This is a genomic window from Edwardsiella hoshinae NBRC 105699 = ATCC 33379 (assembly GCF_000474215.1).
GTDB classification, from domain to species: Bacteria; Pseudomonadota; Gammaproteobacteria; order Enterobacterales; family Enterobacteriaceae; genus Edwardsiella; species Edwardsiella hoshinae.
Genome location: NZ_BAUC01000010.1, coordinates 146,304 through 162,218 on the forward strand (window position 1 = coordinate 146,304; position 15,915 = coordinate 162,218).

Below are 15,915 nucleotides of genomic sequence, written 5' to 3' on the forward strand. Positions count from 1 at the left end.
CCTCAGGGGCAGTTGCATCGCGTGTGCACGGCTATTCATTCTTGAACTTATCAATATATGAGGTTGTTGTAATGTCGAACGCCAAAAAACCGATGGTTCTGGTGATCCTTGACGGCTACGGTTACCGTGAAGATCAACAGGATAACGCGATTCTTAACGCCAAGCGTCCGGTGATGAACCGTCTGTGGGCCGAATATCCGCATACGCTGATCTCAGCCTCCGGCCTCGATGTCGGTCTGCCGGATGGCCAGATGGGTAACTCCGAGGTCGGCCATGTCAATCTGGGAGCCGGCCGCATCGTGTACCAGGATCTGACGCGTCTGGACAAAGAGATTAAAGAGGGTGATTTCTTCAATAATGCGGTGCTGACGCGCGCCGTCGATAATGCCGTTGCTGCCGGTAAAGCAGTCCATATCATGGGGTTGATGTCGCCGGGCGGCGTGCATAGCCACGAAGATCACATCATGGCGATGGTCGACCTGGCCGCACAGCGTGGTGCCGAGGCGATCTATCTGCATGCCTTCCTCGATGGTCGCGATACCCCGCCGCGTAGTGCGGAGTCAACACTGAAACGATTCAACGATCGCTTCGCCGCACTGGGTAAAGGTCGCATCGCCTCGCTGGTCGGTCGCTACTACGCTATGGATCGCGACAATCGTTGGGATCGCGTCGAACTGGCCTATAACCTGCTGAGCGAAGCCAAGGGGGAGTTCCAAGCCGATAACGCCATTGATGGCTTGCAGGCCGCCTATGCACGCGGTGAAAACGACGAGTTCGTCAAACCGACCGTGATCCGTGCCGCTGGCCAAGCCGATGCCGCGATGCAAGACGGCGATGCACTGATATTCATGAACTTCCGTGCCGACCGAGCGCGCGAAATCACCCGGGCCTTCGTCAATACCGATTTCGATGGTTTTACCCGTCATAAAGTCGTACAGCTGAGCAGCTTCGTCATGCTGACCGAGTATGCCGCTGACATTCATACCGAGTGCGCCTATCCGCCAGCTTCACTGACCAACACCCTGGGCGAGTGGCTGATGAAGCACAATAAGACCCAGTTGCGTATCTCCGAGACCGAGAAGTACGCCCATGTCACCTTCTTCTATAACGGTGGTGTCGAAACGCCGTTCGAAGGTGAAGCGCGTATCCTGATCAACTCTCCGAAGGTGGCAACCTACGATCTACAACCAGAGATGAGCTCTGCCGAACTGACTGAGAAACTGATCGCCGCCATCGGCAGCGGTCAATATGACACCATCATCTGTAACTACCCGAACGGCGACATGGTCGGTCACACCGGCGTCTATGATGCCGCAGTGAAAGCCGTAGAAGCGCTGGATGCCTGCATTGGTCAGGTTGTCGAAGCGGTGCAGAAAGCCGAAGGGCAGCTGTTGATCACCGCCGATCACGGCAACGCCGAACTGATGCGTGACCAGGAGAGCGGCCAGCCATATACCGCCCACACCAACCTGCCGGTGCCGTTGATCTATATCGGTAAACCCGCTGAGGCGGTTGAAGGTGGCAAACTGTCTGATATCGCGCCGACCATGCTGACCCTGATGGGCATGGACGTACCGGCAGAGATGACTGGCAAGCCGCTGTTCATCGTGAAATAATCGATCCCCATGAGGGGAAACGATCTGTTTTGCATAACTCGCATGGGTACCACGCTGCCTGTCGAGAATGACACCTGTGCCACCGCACTGGCGGCGCAGGTGCGTTGTCGTCTATCACGTCTGTCCATGCTCTGCGTCGGCGTGCTCTTCGCCGGCTGCACCCTTTTCCCCAGCGTCGTCTCGGCGGCGGACAGCAATAAGCAACAGCTACAGTCCATCCGGCAAGATATCGCGGCCAAAGAGAAGAGCGTCAAGCAACAGCAGCAGCAACGCGCCGCCCTACAAGATCAACTCAAAGCCCAAGAAAAGCAGATTGCCCAGGCAGGTCGCGCATTGCACGACACCCAAGCCGAGCTCCGTAAGCTGGATCAGCGCATCACCTCACTCAATACTTCCATTCGTAAGCTACAAAGCAAAGAGAACGGTCAGAACGCACTCTTGGCGCGGCAGCTAGACATGGCGTTCCGCCTTGGCAAACACACCGGCATGCAAGTGTTGCTCAATGGGGAAGAAAGCCAGCGCAGCGAACGCCTACTCGCCTACTTTGGCTACCTCAACGCTGCCCGTCAGCAGAATATCGCCGCCCTACAAGAGACACGCACCGATCTCGGGCAACAGAAACGGGAGCTGGAGAGCGCCAAGAGCGAGCAGAAGGCCGTATTGGCTACCCAGCAGGAGGCGCAACAACTGCTGCAACAAGCCCGCGCCAGCCGCCAGAAGACGCTGACGGCATTAGAGAGTGCGCTGGCCAAGGATCAGCAACAGCTAGACGAACTACGCCAGAACGAGACGCGCCTACGCGACAAGATTGCCCGCGCCGAGCGCGAGGCGCGTGCCCGAGCTGAACGCGAGGCACGTGAGGCCGCACGTGTACGAGCCGAGATGAAAGCCAAAGAGGCCCAGGCTCAGAAGAAGGGCACCACCTATAAACCCAGCGAACGCGAGCGCGCCCTGTTGGCACGCACCGGCGGCCTAGGACGTCCCGCAGGACAGGCTATTTGGCCGGTACGCGGCCGCGTCATCCATGGCTTCGGCGAACCGTTACAGGGTGAGCTACGCTGGAAGGGTATGGTCATCGCCGCACCAGAAGGCAGTGAAGTCCATGCGATTGCTGATGGCCGTGTACTATTAGCTGACTGGTTACAAGGTTATGGTCTGGTCGTGGTGATCGAGCACGGTAAAGGCGACATGAGCCTGTATGGCTACAATCAGAGTGCGCTGGTTAACGTCGGCGCGCAAGTCAAGGCCGGGCAGCCCATCGCGCTGGTCGGCGATAGCGGCGGACAGGGACAATCGGCGCTCTACTTTGAGATCCGCCGCCAGGGGCAGGCGGTTAACCCGCGGCCATGGCTGGGGCGCTAGCGCCCACCAATACGCCTATAGTAAAGAAGGAATAGGCCTTGCGTTCACTGATCCGACTGGCTTTACTCGCGCTACTGGGTAGCGTATTGGCCGCACCGGCGCTGGCCGGCAAACTTGCCATCGTCATTGATGATTTCGGTTACCGTCCGCACGAAGAAAAACAGGTATTGGCGCTGCCGTTACCCATCACCATCGCCGTGCTACCCAATGCGCCCCATGCCCGCGAGATGGCGCTACGCGCTCATGCCCAAGGGCGCGAGATCCTGATCCACCTGCCCATGGCACCGCTCAGCAAACAACCCTTGGAACGAAATACTCTGCAACCCTCTATGAGTGAAGCGGAGATCCAGCGCATCATCCGCCAAGCGGTGGATAACGTCCCCTATGCCGTTGGCATGAATAACCATATGGGGAGCGCTATGACCTCTAATCTGGCCGGAATGCAGAAAGTAATGCGGGCATTGGAACAATATCACTTTCTTTATTTCCTCGACAGCATGACCATCGCCCACAGCCAGGTGAGCAACGCCGCCCAAGGCACGGGAGTGAAGGTCATCAAGCGTAAGGTCTTCCTCGACGACGCGCAGAGTGAGGGCGCCATCCGAGCACAACTCAACCGCGCGATACAACTGGCGCGGCGCAACGGCTCGGCCATCGCGATAGGCCACCCACATCCCGCGACGGTACGCGTCCTACAACAAATGCTGCCCAGTCTGCCGGCCGACATCGTGCTGGTCAAACCCAGCGCGCTGCTCAACGCGGTGGCCGATAGTACCGATGCTGGCACGCCGCGAGCGACACAATCTGCCCCACAGCATGCTCCGCGTTTCAGCGGGATCCGCCAGTGTCGACTGACATCAACGGTCACGCCGATCTACGCCGATCGCGCCTGGCAGGTGATCTTGCAAAGCGTCAATAATGCGCCAGCGATGAAGTGGCTCCAGACTCGATGGACCTTTTGGTTCGCGTGATAGGCGCAACTCGCAACTCGCCTACCGACACCTAGCCATCAACACTAGGCCACCGACAGTCCCGCCATCCGCTAGGGGCCAGGCTGGTTTCAGCCTATCCCCCAAGCACGGCGTCCGTCGCGCGTTTACGCCACAAATATCCGCACAGACGATCGGCCGCCGCTACCTGCCCCATGCTTGCCATTACGCGAACCGTCCCCACAGCAAAGCGGCACAATCAGCGAGTGGCCGGACCCGCCTCCTGCAAACGCTAAGCACACAAGCGCTAGCGCCATTAGCCATTAATCGTTTGCTGGTCGCTGCGTCACTGAATGAGAGCCTCTGTATCTCGTTCCACCTCATCGCACCGCAGGGGTTCCACCACCGGCTTCAGGTGCAAGGCATGGGAGATAGGGTGTATCAAAAAAAACATAAAAACTAATCCGTAAAGAGGACAAAAACGACTGAAAACACCAGCAATCAAGATATTTAACATTAGTAAAAGTAATTAAACTTTAAACTCCTTAGAAAAACTCAGTCGTACGGAACCGCACTGCTGACTATCCTGCCCACTTTCTCCTGTTTACCTGGCTATACGGACGAGCAGAGTCATTATGTTACTGAGCATTCTTTATATTGTCGGCATAACCGCAGAGGCGATGACCGGCGCATTAGCGGCGGGACGCCGTCAGATGGATACCTTTGGTGTAATCATCATCGCTTCGGCGACCGCAATCGGCGGCGGCTCGGTGCGCGATATGCTATTGGGACACTACCCACTGAGCTGGGTCAAACATCCGGAAAACATCGTCATCGTCGCCTGTGCCGCCGTACTGACTACCTGGGTGGCGCCCCTGATGTCACACCTACGCCGCCTGTTTTTATTGCTGGATGCTGTCGGCTTGATGGTATTCTCTATCATCGGTGCCCAGGTGGCCTTAGAAATGGGGCATGGCCCAATCATCGCGGTGATCGCAGCCGTTATCACCGGAGTATTCGGCGGTGTCTTGCGCGACCTGTTCTGCAACCAGATCCCACTGGTGTTCCAAAAGGAGCTGTACGCCGGCATCTCTTTCGCCGCCGCCTGGCTCTACTTGGGGCTGCTCTATCTCCAAGTCCCGCAGGATCTCACGGTGATCATCACCCTGGTGGTCGGTTTTACCGCGCGTCTGCTGGCACTGCGCTTCCACCTGAGCCTGCCGGTATTCGACTACAAGCAACCTGAGCGTGAATAGTCCGTGCGGCGAAATCGCCGCAGCAAGGCAACGAGAGCGCTGCAACCGCCACCATAGCCGTGTATAATGAGCGGATATCTTGCTATATTTCGCTCTTTTACACGCTGACAAGACACACACATGGTACAAGGTACGCTCTATATCGTTTCCGCGCCGAGCGGCGCTGGCAAATCCAGCCTGATCCAGGCCTTGCTGAAGACGCAGCCGGCCTACGACTCCCGGGTTTCCATTTCGCACACCACGCGCGCCAGCCGTCCGGGCGAACAGCATGGCGAGCATTACTACTTTGTCTCTGTGGACGAGTTCAAGGCAATGATCGCGCGTGATGATTTCCTGGAGCACGCCGAAGTTTTTGGCAACTACTATGGTACCTCGCGTCAGGCGATCGAAAAGGTGCTAGCGCAAGGCATTGATGTCTTCCTCGATATCGATTGGCAGGGTGCCCGCCAAGTGCGCGATAAGATGCCGCAGGCCCGCAGTATCTTCATCTTGCCCCCATCGCGCGAGGAGCTGGTTCGTCGCCTGCATGGCCGCGGCCAGGATAGCGATGAAGTCATCGCAGGGCGTATGGACAAGGCGGTCAGCGAAATGTCGCACTATAGCGAGTACGACTATCTCATCATCAACGACGACTTCGACGTCGCGCTCCAGGATCTGCGCACCATCATCCGCGCCGAACGCCTGCGTCGCGAGCGTCAGCAGTTGCGTCATGATGCTTTAATCAGCAAATTATTGGCAGACTGAGCTTAGTTTCAGTATCATGCCCAGTCATTTCTTCACCTGTGGAGTAGCACTTTTATGGCACGCGTAACTGTTCAAGACGCTGTAGAGAAAATTGGTAACCGTTTTGACCTGGTGTTGGTCGCTGCTCGTCGCGCGCGCCAGATGCAGACGGGCGGCAAAGAGCCGCTGGTTCCGGAAGAGAACGATAAGACCACCGTTATCGCCCTGCGCGAGATCGAGGAAGGTCTGATTAACAACCAGATCCTCGACGTACGCGAACGTCAAGAGCAGCAAGAGCAGGAAGCCGCTGAGCTGCAAGCCGTCACCGCCATTGCGGAAGGTCGTCGTTAATTAACCTCAAGGGCAGCCTTTGTATCTGTTTGAAAGCCTGAATCTTCTGATTCAAAAATACCTGCCGGAAGAGCAGATCAAACGTCTGAAGCAGGCCTATCTGGTCGCGCGCGATGCGCACGAGGGGCAAACGCGCTCCAGTGGTGAGCCCTACATTACCCACCCCGTCGCGGTGGCCTGCATCCTGGCTGAGATGCGTCTCGACTACGAGACGCTGATGGCCGCCCTGTTACACGACGTCATCGAAGATACCCCCGCCACCTACCAAGACATGGAGCAGTTGTTCGGCAAGAGCGTCGCCGAACTGGTGGAAGGGGTGTCGAAGCTCGACAAACTGAAGTTCCGCGATAAGAAAGAGGCCCAAGCGGAGAACTTCCGCAAGATGATCATGGCGATGGTGCAAGACATCCGCGTCATTCTGATCAAATTGGCCGACCGAACCCACAACATGCGTACCCTGGGTTCGCTGCGTCCGGATAAACGGCGCCGCATCGCGCGCGAAACCCTGGAAATCTATAGCCCGCTGGCTCACCGCCTGGGTATCCATCATCTCAAAACCGAGCTGGAGGAGTTGGGCTTCGAAGCTCTCTACCCCAATCGTTACCGAGTAATCAAAGAGGTGGTCAAGGCGGCGCGTGGCAATCGCAAGGAGATGATCCAGAAAATCCTGGCGGAGATCGACGGACGCCTGAGCGAAGCGGGAATCGTCTGCCAGGTCAATGGGCGAGAGAAGCACCTCTACTCCATCTATCGTAAGATGCATCTCAAAGAGCAGCGCTTCCACTCCATCATGGATATCTACGCCTTCCGCGTGATCGTTAAGGATGTGGATACCTGCTATCGGGTGCTCGGCCAGGTACATAGCCTGTACAAGCCGCGTCCCGGTCGGGTGAAAGACTACATCGCTATTCCCAAGGCCAACGGCTATCAGTCGCTGCATACCTCGCTGATCGGGCCACACGGTGTCCCGGTCGAGGTGCAGATCCGTACCGAAGACATGGATCAAATGGCCGAGATGGGGGTCGCCGCACACTGGGCCTACAAAGAGGGTGAGTCGAGTACTACCGCCCAGATCCGTGCCCAACGTTGGATGCAGAGTCTACTGGAGCTGCAACAGAGCGCCGGTAGTTCCTTCGAATTTATCGAGAGCGTGAAATCGGATCTGTTCCCCGACGAAATCTATGTCTTTACTCCCGAAGGGCGTATCGTCGAACTGCCCGCCGGTGCCACGCCAGTTGACTTCGCCTATGCGGTGCATACCGATATCGGCCACGCCTGTGTCGGTGCGCGCGTCGATCGCCAACCCTACCCGCTCTCTCAAGCCCTGAATAGCGGCCAGACCATTGAGATCATCACCGCCCCCGGCGCGCGTCCCAATGCCGCTTGGCTGAACTTCGTGGTCAGCTCCAAAGCGCGCGCCAAAATCCGCCAGATGCTGAAAAACCTCAAGCGCGACGACTCCGTCAGTCTGGGACGTCGCCTGTTGACCCACGCGCTGGGTAACGGTCGCAAGCTGGCAACTATTCCGCCGCAGAATATCCAGCGTGAGCTGGATCGAATGAAGCTCCAATCGTTGGATGATCTGCTGGCAGAGATCGGCCTAGGCAACGCGATGAGTGTGGTGGTGGCGCGCAATCTGCTCGGCGAGCAAGATACCCCGCCCGGTGGGCGCAACCTGCCGATCAAAGGTGCCGACGGGGTGTTACTCACCTTCGCTAAGTGCTGCCGTCCGATCCCCGGCGATCCGATCGTCGCCCACGTTAGTCCCGGCAAAGGGTTAGTGATCCACCACGAGTCCTGCCGTAACATCCGCGGCTACCAGAAAGAGCCAGAGAAGTTTATGCCGGTAGAGTGGGACAAGGCGATCGATCAGGAGTTTATCGCCGAAATAAAGGTCGACATGTTCAACCATCAGGGGGCGCTGGCCAACCTAACAGCGGCGATCAACGCTACCGCCTCCAATATCCAGAGCATGAACACCGAAGAGAAAGACGGGCGCGTTTACTCGGTATATATTCGCCTGACAACGCGCGATCGCGTACATCTGGCTAACATCATGCGCAAAATCCGCATCATGCCGGATGTCATTAAAGTCACCCGAAACAGAAACTAATCGCCATGACGCCACAACGCTATGCCCGCATCTGTCAGATGATGGCGGCCCGCCAGCCCGATCTGACCGTCTGCATGGAGCAGGTTCACAAACCGCATAACGTCTCCGCCGTGATCCGCACCGCTGACGCGGTCGGCGTTCATCAGGTACATGCCGTGTGGCCAGGTAAGAGTATGCGTACCCTGGTCTCCACCGCTGCCGGCAGCAACAGTTGGGTCAGCGTCAAAACTCATCGCGACATCGCCTCTGCCGTCAGCGAACTCAAAGGCCAAGGAATGCAGATCCTGGCGACCAACCTGTCGGCAACGGCGGTCGACTTCCGCGAAATCGACTATACCCGCCCTACCTGTATCTTGATGGGACAAGAGAAGCGTGGCATCAGCGCCGAAGCGCTACAATTGGCCGATCGCGACATTATCATTCCAATGGTCGGTATGGTGCAGTCGCTCAACGTCTCCGTCGCCAGCGCCTTGATCCTGTACGAGGCGCAACGTCAACGTCAACAGGCCGGTATGTATCAACACCGCCAACCACGCCTGAGCGACGAGGAGCAGCAGCGCCTGTTATGGGAAGGAGGCTACCCAGTCCTGGCTAGCGTCGCACGCCGTAAAGGGCTAGCGCGTCCCCACATCGGCGACGACGGGCAAATCGAAGCGCCACAGGCCTGGTGGGACGCTATGCAGGCGGCGAGGAGCTGACATGCAGGGCCGCCTGCTCGACGCCGTCCCGCTGACCTCGCTCTCCGGCGTAGGCGCCAGTCAGGCGGGAAAGCTGGCCAAGCTCGGACTGATCACCATACAGGATCTGTTGCTCCACCTACCGCTGCGCTACGAAGATCGTACTCGCTTATACCGCATCGATGAACTCCAGCCGGGCCAGGTGGTCACGGTTGAAGGGGAGGTGCTACGTACCGATGTCGCCTTTGGTCGCCGCCGCATGCTGACCAGCCAGATCAGCGATGGCAGCGGCCTGCTAACGCTACGCTTCTTCAATTTCACTGCCGCGATGAAGAATAGCTTATCACCCGGCAAACGCGTGCTCGCCTATGGTGAGATCAAACGCGGCCATCACGGTGGCGAGATCATCCACCCCGAATACCGTATCCACGGCGACGAGACTCCCATTGCGCTGCAAGCCGCTCTGACGCCAGTCTATCCAACGACCGACGGTGTACGCCAGGCGACGCTGCGCAAGCTGAGCGACCAAGCATTGGCGCTACTCGATATTACCCCGATCCCCGAGCTACTGCCAGAATCTCTTGTCCAGGGACTGATCAGCCTGCCCGACGCCTTACACACCCTACACCGCCCGCCGCCCGACATCCGTCTGGCGGATCTGGCCCAAGGCCGCCATCCGGCGCAACGCCGTCTGATCCTGGAAGAGTTGCTGGCGCACCACCTCAGCATGCTGGCGGTGCGTGCCGGTAATCAACGCCAGCACGCCCTCGCACTCGGCGCCGACGATAACCTCAAGCAACGCCTACTGGCGGCGCTGCCGTTCACCCCGACGGCCGCGCAATGGCGCGTATTGGCAGATATCGAGAGCGATATGGCCAAGAGCGTACCGATGATGCGTCTGGTGCAGGGCGACGTCGGTTGCGGTAAGACACTGGTCGCCGCCTTGGCGGCGCTACGCGCCATCGCCAATGGCTATCAGGTGGCGCTAATGGCCCCCACCGAGCTGCTAGCCGAGCAACACGCCGCTAACTTTCGTCACTGGTTCGAGCCGCTGGGGCTACGCGTGGGTTGGCTGGCTGGCAAGCAGAAAGGTAAAGCACGCCAGACGCAAATGGCCGCCATCGCCGCCGGCGAGGTAGACATGGTCGTCGGTACCCATGCTCTGTTTCAAGAGCAGGTGCAATTCGCTGGTCTAGCGCTGGTGATCATCGACGAACAGCACCGCTTCGGTGTGCATCAACGCCTCGCGTTATGGGAGAAGGGCCAGGCGCAGGGCTTTCACCCCCATCAATTGATCATGACCGCCACCCCGATCCCACGCACACTGGCGATGACCGCCTACGCCGATTTGGATACTTCGGTGATAGATGAGCTACCACCGGGACGAACCCCGATCACCACCGTCGCCATCGCCGATACTCGGCGCGAACAGATCCTGGAACGCGTACGTCACGCCTGCCTCACGGAAAAACGTCAAGCTTATTGGGTATGTACCCTGATCGAAGAGTCGGAACTGCTGGAGGCGCAGGCCGCAGAGGCAACCGCTGAGGCCCTAAGCCAACAGTTGCCTGAGCTGCGCATCGCTCTAGTGCATGGGCGGATGAAAGCGGCAGATAAACAACAGGTGATGGCTCGCTTCAAAGCGGGAGAGATCGACCTGCTGGTCGCCACCACCGTAATCGAAGTCGGCGTCGATGTTCCTAACGCCAGTCTGATGATCATCGAAAACCCGGAGCGCTTAGGGCTAGCCCAACTCCACCAGCTACGCGGACGCGTCGGACGCGGAGCGGTGGCTTCTCACTGCGTTCTGCTGTACAAGGCGCCGCTGAGCCAAACGGCACAACAACGCCTACAGGTTCTACGCGACAGCAACGATGGCTTCGTGATCGCCCAGCGCGATCTGGAGATCCGCGGCCCGGGCGAGCTATTGGGTACCCGCCAGACTGGCAATGCCGAATTCCGCGTTGCCGATCTGCTACGCGACCAAGCGCTGATCCCCGAAGTGCAGCGCATCGCCCGTCACCTACACAGCACCTATCCTCAGCATGCCCAGGCACTGATCGAGCGCTGGCTACCGGCGGGCGATCGCTACTCTAACGCCTGATCGCCCGGCTCGGCTTAACCGAGCGCTTGAGCGAACAGCGGCAGCATCAAATACAACTTAATAATGATGGCGTTAGCAATATCGATAAAGAACGCCCCGACCATCGGAACCACCAAGAAAGCGAGGTGAGAAGGGCCGAAACGCTCGGTGATCGCCTGCATATTGGCGATCGCCGTCGGCGTCGCACCGAGGCCGAAACCACAATGTCCTGCGGCCAATACCGCTGCATCATAGTTTTTCCCCATCACTCGGTAGGTAACGAAAATGGCATACAGTGCCATCACCAGTGTTTGTACCGCCAGGATAGCCAGCATTGGCAGCGCCAGTGAGGCCAACTCCCACAGCTTGAGGCTCATCAGCGCCATCGCCAGGAACAGGGAGAGGCTGACGTTACCCAGTACCGAGACGGCGCGCTCGAACACCTGATAGAAGCCGATCTTCGACAGGGTGTTACTCAGGATAACCCCGACGAACAGTACACAAACGAAAGTCGGTAACTCTAATGCAGAGCCGCGCAACCAACCGGCGATCAGTTGGCCAACAGTCAGACAGATGACGATCAGCGCCAGAGTTTCAATCAGTACTAGCGAGGTGATCATCCGCCCACTCTGCGGTTTCTCGAAAGCACTGGGGACAGCGTTGTCATCAGGGGTACCATCCGGTGTCGAGGAGTGCTTAACCAGATAGCGCGCCACCGGACCACCGATCAAGCCACCGAGAACCAGGCCAAAGGTGGCGCACGCCATCGCGACCTCGGTGGCGTTTTGGAAGCCATAACGCTCAATAAATAGCTTACTCCAGGCTGCGCCAGTACCATGACCGCCGGAAAGGGTGATCGAGCCAGCCAGCAGCCCCATCAACGGATCTAGACCCAGCAGCTTCGCCATGCTGATACCGATCGCATTCTGCACGATCAGTAAACCGACCACGACAAACAGGAAGATACTGAGCGCTTTCCCCCCGGCTCGCAGGCTAGCCAGATTAGCGTTCAGACCGATGGTGGCGAAAAAGGCCAGCATCAACGGATCTTTCAGCGACATATCGAAGTCAATTTCGAATCCGACGCTCTTTTTCAGAACCAACAGGGCCAAGGCGACCAGTAGACCACCCGCCACTGGTTCAGGAATGGTGTATTTGGTTAACAGCGGTATTTTTTGCACCATCTGGCGTCCCAGCAATAACACCAGTGTCGCGGCAACCAAGGTGCCATAAATATCCATGTGATACATTCAGGTACTCCATATAGTTTTTATATTTCAGAAAGTTATATAAACACACCTTCTTAGTACAGTTTTGGAATCCACCAATGTAAAGGCAAAGGTTATGGTGCAGCAAGTTTTTAGAGAAAAAAACTTGTGCATGCAAAAGAGCAAAAAAAAGCGCGCCAACTCACACGCAAACGTTTGCTTTTGCGCGTGAGATCATTAAAATGCGCCCATTGTCGATCCTGGATGCCGTAATTATGACCACACACATCACCGAGCTTAATCCTGCAAACTCGCCGAACACCATACCCAGCAGCGAGCTAATTTACCGTCTGGATGATCGCCCGCCGTTAGCACAAACTCTGTTCGCCGCCTGCCAGCATCTGCTGGCGATGTTTGTCGCCGTGATCACCCCAGCGCTACTCATCTGCCAGGCACTAGGTCTACCGGCCCAGGATACGCAGCATATTATCAGCATGTCGCTCTTCGCCTCGGGGCTAGCATCGCTGCTGCAAATTAAGACCTGGGGCCCCGTCGGATCAGGATTATTGTCGATTCAGGGCACCAGTTTTAACTTTGTCACTCCGCTGATCATGGGCGGCATGACATTGAAAACGGGCGGTGCAGATATTCCCACCATGATGGCTACCCTGTTCGGTACCCTGATGGTGGCCTCCTGCACCGAGATTATCCTGTCCCGTTTCCTGCATCTGGCACGCCGTATCATCACACCACTGGTCTCCGGCATCGTGGTGATGATCATCGGTCTGTCGCTCATTCAGGTCGGCCTAATCTCTATCGGCGGCGGCTATGCCGCGATGAACGATCACAGCTTCGGTGCACCGCGTAATCTATTACTGGCTGGAGCGGTGCTACTGGTGATCATTTTGCTCAACCGCCAACGCAACCCTTATCTCCGCGTCGCCTCATTGGTGATCGCCATGGCCATTGGCTACGCCATGGCTTGGGCGATGAATATGCTGCCACAATCGGCTGCCGAGCCGCATAACGCGCCGCTGGTCATCGTGCCCACACCACTGTATTACGGTCTGGGTATTGACTGGAATCTGCTGATTCCGCTGATGCTGGTATTTATGGTGACGTCGCTAGAAACCATTGGAGATATCACCGCTACCTCGGACGTCTCGGAGCAGCCGGTATCCGGACCGCTGTATATGAAGCGACTGAAAGGTGGGGTTCTGGCGAACGGCCTCAACTCGATGCTATCCGCAGTATTCAACACCTTCCCTAATTCCTGTTTTGGTCAGAATAACGGCGTGATCCAACTGACCGGCGTCGCCAGCCGTAAGGTGGGCTTCGTGGTGGCGCTGATGCTGATCCTGCTAGGCCTATTCCCGGCGGTGGCGGGCTTCGTACAACATATTCCCGAGCCAGTGCTCGGCGGTGCCACCATCGTCATGTTCGGTACCATCGCCGCCTCTGGCGTGCGCATCGTCTCACGTGAGCCGCTCAACCGCCGCGCCATCATGATCATGGCCCTCTCGCTGGCCGTTGGCCTGGGAGTATCCCAGCAGCCAGAAATTCTGCAATTTGCCCCGCAGTGGCTGAAGACGCTGTTGGCCTCCGGTATTGCCGCCGGCGGCATCACCGCCATCGTGCTGAACCTGATCTTTCCACAGGAAACATCGCGCTGATCGCCTCCCTGGTGGACCTTTGTTCCGGTCCGCCTTCTCCTTTCAGAGCGCTCCCCCTTGAGCCTCATGCACAATTACGGCATAAACTAGAAGATATCCCGCTCCCTTCCCACCACCGCGACAGCGTCTGGATCCGTCATCCGGCGTGAGCTGGGCACTGGATGGGAGCGATTGAGCCGTATTGAGGCGGCAGCGAGTTCGCATACAGAGTCTGACTCTGCGGATTACTGAAAGGACGGATCGCCATGAAAGTTGTCGGGAAACTGCTCTTGACCCTCATCATTCTATTGCTGCTGGCATTAGTGGCGGCCTATTTCGTGTTACAAAGTCATTGGGCTGCCCGCCAGATCAGCGCCTGGGTCAACGACCATACCTCCTATCGCATCACCCTCGGCGCCTTACACCACGACATCAGCCGTCCCAGAGAGCTGCAATTAACAGACTTCAGCCTAGCGCGGGCTGGGCAAGCCGCCGAACTGCAAGCAGCGGTGGTGACCCTGACCGTCGGCGGGCAACAGTTCAGTACACCACGTCGCTTCAGTACTATCCGCCTCAGCCGCGGAACTCTCCAGCTAACCTCGACAGGCCTACCAGCGCTTCCCATCGACGCGAATACTCTACAACTACAGGATATGCGGCTCGACTGGCCGAATAGTGACTGGCCGCTACACGCGACGGGCGTCGACGGCGGCATCACTCCGCTACACCCCACCACCTCGCGCATCGCGTTCCAATTTAGCGCGGCCACCTTGCGTGTCGGCGAGCTCCCCGCGCAGAACGTCCTACTCCAGGGAGAGTACCGCGATCGTCAACTGTGGTTTACCAATCTGGGGGCCGACCTGGCCAATGGGCAGATGACCGCACAGGCACGCCGCCTGGCGGACGGGGCCTGGAACATCGAGTCCCTACGCCTTAGCCAGATCCATTGGCAGAGCCCACAAGCGCTGCGCCCGTTCCTGCATACGCTGAAGCGCCTCCCCCCCTTGACGATCCAACGCCTGGATCTGTTGGGCGCCAATCTAGAAGGAGACGGTTGGGCACTAAGCGGTCTGGATGCCAACCTCTCCCGCGTCTCGCTGCACCAGGGCAATTGGCAGAGCCAGCAAGGCGCGCTAGCCTTCAACGCCCGTGATATCGTGCTAGGACCTCTTCACCTGAGTGAGCCGCTATTTGACGCCGACCTGACGCCACAAGGGGTGACCGTACGCCAATTCAGCACTCGCTGGGATAACGCGCTGCTGCGTGCCAGCGGGACCTGGCGCCGCGAGGAGGGAGAACTGACACTGAACGATCTGGCCATTGTCGGGCTGGAATACAGCCTGCCGGCAAACTGGCGAGCGCTGTTGCAACGCCCGCTCCCCGATTGGTTGGCCAGCATTACCCTGGATCACTTCTCACTCAGTCGTACGCTGCTGGTCGACGTCGATCCTACCTTCCCCTTCCAAATGACCGCCTTGGATGGTTTCGGTAATCAAGTAACGCTAGCGCGCCAGCATCGTTGGGGGATCTGGAATGGTCAGATGCAATTCAATGCCAGCGAGGCCACCTTCAACAAGGTCGACTTGCGGCGGCCATCCTTTACCCTGCTAGCAGACGAGCAGGGTATCCGGATCGATGATCTCAGCGCCATCTCGCAAAAGGGACTACTGGAGGCCAAAATTAGCCTCGATCGTCACGATGATCGGCTAAATCTGACGCTCGACGGACATGCTGTTCCGGCGGATCAGTTAAGTGCATGGGGCTGGCCCGCGCTACCACTGCAAGGTGACATTAACCTTCAGCTATCGCTGCACGCGCCTCTGCGCGCCATGACACCATTCCGCCCAGGGGTTAACGCCACCCTGAGCGCACAGGACACCAAAGGGCATAGCCTGCAACAACGCATGGTCGATGGGGTATTGGTCGCAAGCGAGTAAGCTGTCGA

The 15,915-nt window shown here is 57.9% G+C and carries 12 protein-coding genes; 11 read left to right on the plus strand and 1 reads right to left on the minus strand.

Annotation, left to right across the window (positions count from 1 at the left end; genetic code table 11):
- Window positions 1–71 precede the first annotated feature (71 nt).
- The 9 genes from gpmM to recG all read left to right on the plus strand — a co-directional run bounded on the left by gpmM (window position 72) and on the right by recG (window position 11,131).
- The gene (gene gpmM / locus EHO01S_RS04255; RefSeq protein WP_024522798.1) at window positions 72–1,616 is read left to right on the plus strand and encodes a 2,3-bisphosphoglycerate-independent phosphoglycerate mutase; all 1,545 of its coding nucleotides are present in this window, start codon (window positions 72–74) and stop codon (window positions 1,614–1,616) included.
- 9 nt (window positions 1,617–1,625) lie between these two features.
- Window positions 1,626–2,978 carry a murein hydrolase activator EnvC gene (gene envC / locus EHO01S_RS04260; protein ID WP_024522799.1) on the plus strand — a complete coding sequence of 451 codons (1,353 nt, stop codon included), beginning with the start codon at window positions 1,626–1,628 and terminating at the stop codon, window positions 2,976–2,978.
- A gap of 38 nt (window positions 2,979–3,016) precedes the next feature.
- Window positions 3,017–3,949: a divergent polysaccharide deacetylase family protein gene (locus EHO01S_RS04265; protein WP_024522800.1), complete on the plus strand. Its 933-nt coding sequence runs from the start codon at window positions 3,017–3,019 to the stop codon at window positions 3,947–3,949.
- A gap of 593 nt (window positions 3,950–4,542) precedes the next feature.
- Window positions 4,543–5,163, plus strand: a complete 621-nt coding sequence (locus tag EHO01S_RS04275) for a trimeric intracellular cation channel family protein (protein ID WP_024522801.1) — start codon at window positions 4,543–4,545, stop codon at window positions 5,161–5,163.
- Window positions 5,164–5,283: 120 nt separating this feature from the next.
- The gene (gene gmk, locus EHO01S_RS04280; RefSeq protein WP_024522802.1) at window positions 5,284–5,907 is read left to right on the plus strand and encodes a guanylate kinase; all 624 of its coding nucleotides are present in this window, start codon (window positions 5,284–5,286) and stop codon (window positions 5,905–5,907) included.
- Between the two features lie 54 nt (window positions 5,908–5,961).
- Entirely contained in the window at window positions 5,962–6,237 is a 276-nt protein-coding gene (gene rpoZ, locus EHO01S_RS04285; RefSeq protein ID WP_005291030.1) for a DNA-directed RNA polymerase subunit omega, read from the plus strand.
- Between the two features lie 19 nt (window positions 6,238–6,256).
- Complete coding sequence (gene spoT, locus EHO01S_RS04290) at window positions 6,257–8,350, plus strand: bifunctional GTP diphosphokinase/guanosine-3',5'-bis pyrophosphate 3'-pyrophosphohydrolase (protein ID WP_024522803.1); 2,094 nt, start codon at window positions 6,257–6,259, stop codon at window positions 8,348–8,350.
- A 5-nt stretch (window positions 8,351–8,355) separates the two neighbouring features.
- Complete coding sequence (trmH, locus tag EHO01S_RS04295; protein WP_024522804.1) at window positions 8,356–9,048, plus strand: tRNA (guanosine(18)-2'-O)-methyltransferase TrmH; 693 nt, start codon at window positions 8,356–8,358, stop codon at window positions 9,046–9,048.
- A 1-nt stretch (window position 9,049) separates the two neighbouring features.
- The gene (gene recG, locus EHO01S_RS04300; RefSeq protein ID WP_024522805.1) at window positions 9,050–11,131 is read left to right on the plus strand and encodes an ATP-dependent DNA helicase RecG; all 2,082 of its coding nucleotides are present in this window, start codon (window positions 9,050–9,052) and stop codon (window positions 11,129–11,131) included.
- A 14-nt stretch (window positions 11,132–11,145) separates the two neighbouring features.
- Here the strand turns inward: recG and gltS are convergent, their stop codons facing one another.
- Window positions 11,146–12,360: a sodium/glutamate symporter gene (gltS, locus tag EHO01S_RS04305; RefSeq protein WP_024522806.1), complete on the minus strand. Its 1,215-nt coding sequence runs from the start codon at window positions 12,358–12,360 to the stop codon at window positions 11,146–11,148.
- A gap of 233 nt (window positions 12,361–12,593) precedes the next feature.
- On the opposite strand from gltS, the gene EHO01S_RS04310 reads away from it, so the two are divergent.
- Both EHO01S_RS04310 and EHO01S_RS04315 read left to right on the plus strand, forming a co-directional pair.
- The gene (locus EHO01S_RS04310; RefSeq protein ID WP_024522807.1) at window positions 12,594–13,991 is read left to right on the plus strand and encodes a nucleobase:cation symporter-2 family protein; all 1,398 of its coding nucleotides are present in this window, start codon (window positions 12,594–12,596) and stop codon (window positions 13,989–13,991) included.
- Between the two features lie 245 nt (window positions 13,992–14,236).
- Complete coding sequence (locus EHO01S_RS04315; protein ID WP_024522808.1) at window positions 14,237–15,907, plus strand: AsmA family protein; 1,671 nt, start codon at window positions 14,237–14,239, stop codon at window positions 15,905–15,907.
- Window positions 15,908–15,915 lie beyond the last annotated feature (8 nt).

Coding starts and splice junctions, on each gene's coding strand:
- gpmM (WP_024522798.1), top strand. CDS start 72: ATGTCGAACGCCAAAAAACCGATGGTTCTGGTGATCCTTGACGGCTAC.
- envC (WP_024522799.1), top strand. CDS start 1,626: ATGAGGGGAAACGATCTGTTTTGCATAACTCGCATGGGTACCACGCTG.
- EHO01S_RS04275 (WP_024522801.1), top strand. CDS start 4,543: ATGTTACTGAGCATTCTTTATATTGTCGGCATAACCGCAGAGGCGATG.
- gmk (WP_024522802.1), top strand. CDS start 5,284: ATGGTACAAGGTACGCTCTATATCGTTTCCGCGCCGAGCGGCGCTGGC.
- rpoZ (WP_005291030.1), top strand. CDS start 5,962: ATGGCACGCGTAACTGTTCAAGACGCTGTAGAGAAAATTGGTAACCGT.
- trmH (WP_024522804.1), top strand. CDS start 8,356: ATGACGCCACAACGCTATGCCCGCATCTGTCAGATGATGGCGGCCCGC.
- recG (WP_024522805.1), top strand. CDS start 9,050: ATGCAGGGCCGCCTGCTCGACGCCGTCCCGCTGACCTCGCTCTCCGGC.
- gltS (WP_024522806.1), bottom strand. CDS start 12,360: ATGTATCACATGGATATTTATGGCACCTTGGTTGCCGCGACACTGGTG.
- EHO01S_RS04310 (WP_024522807.1), top strand. CDS start 12,594: ATGACCACACACATCACCGAGCTTAATCCTGCAAACTCGCCGAACACC.
- EHO01S_RS04315 (WP_024522808.1), top strand. CDS start 14,237: ATGAAAGTTGTCGGGAAACTGCTCTTGACCCTCATCATTCTATTGCTG.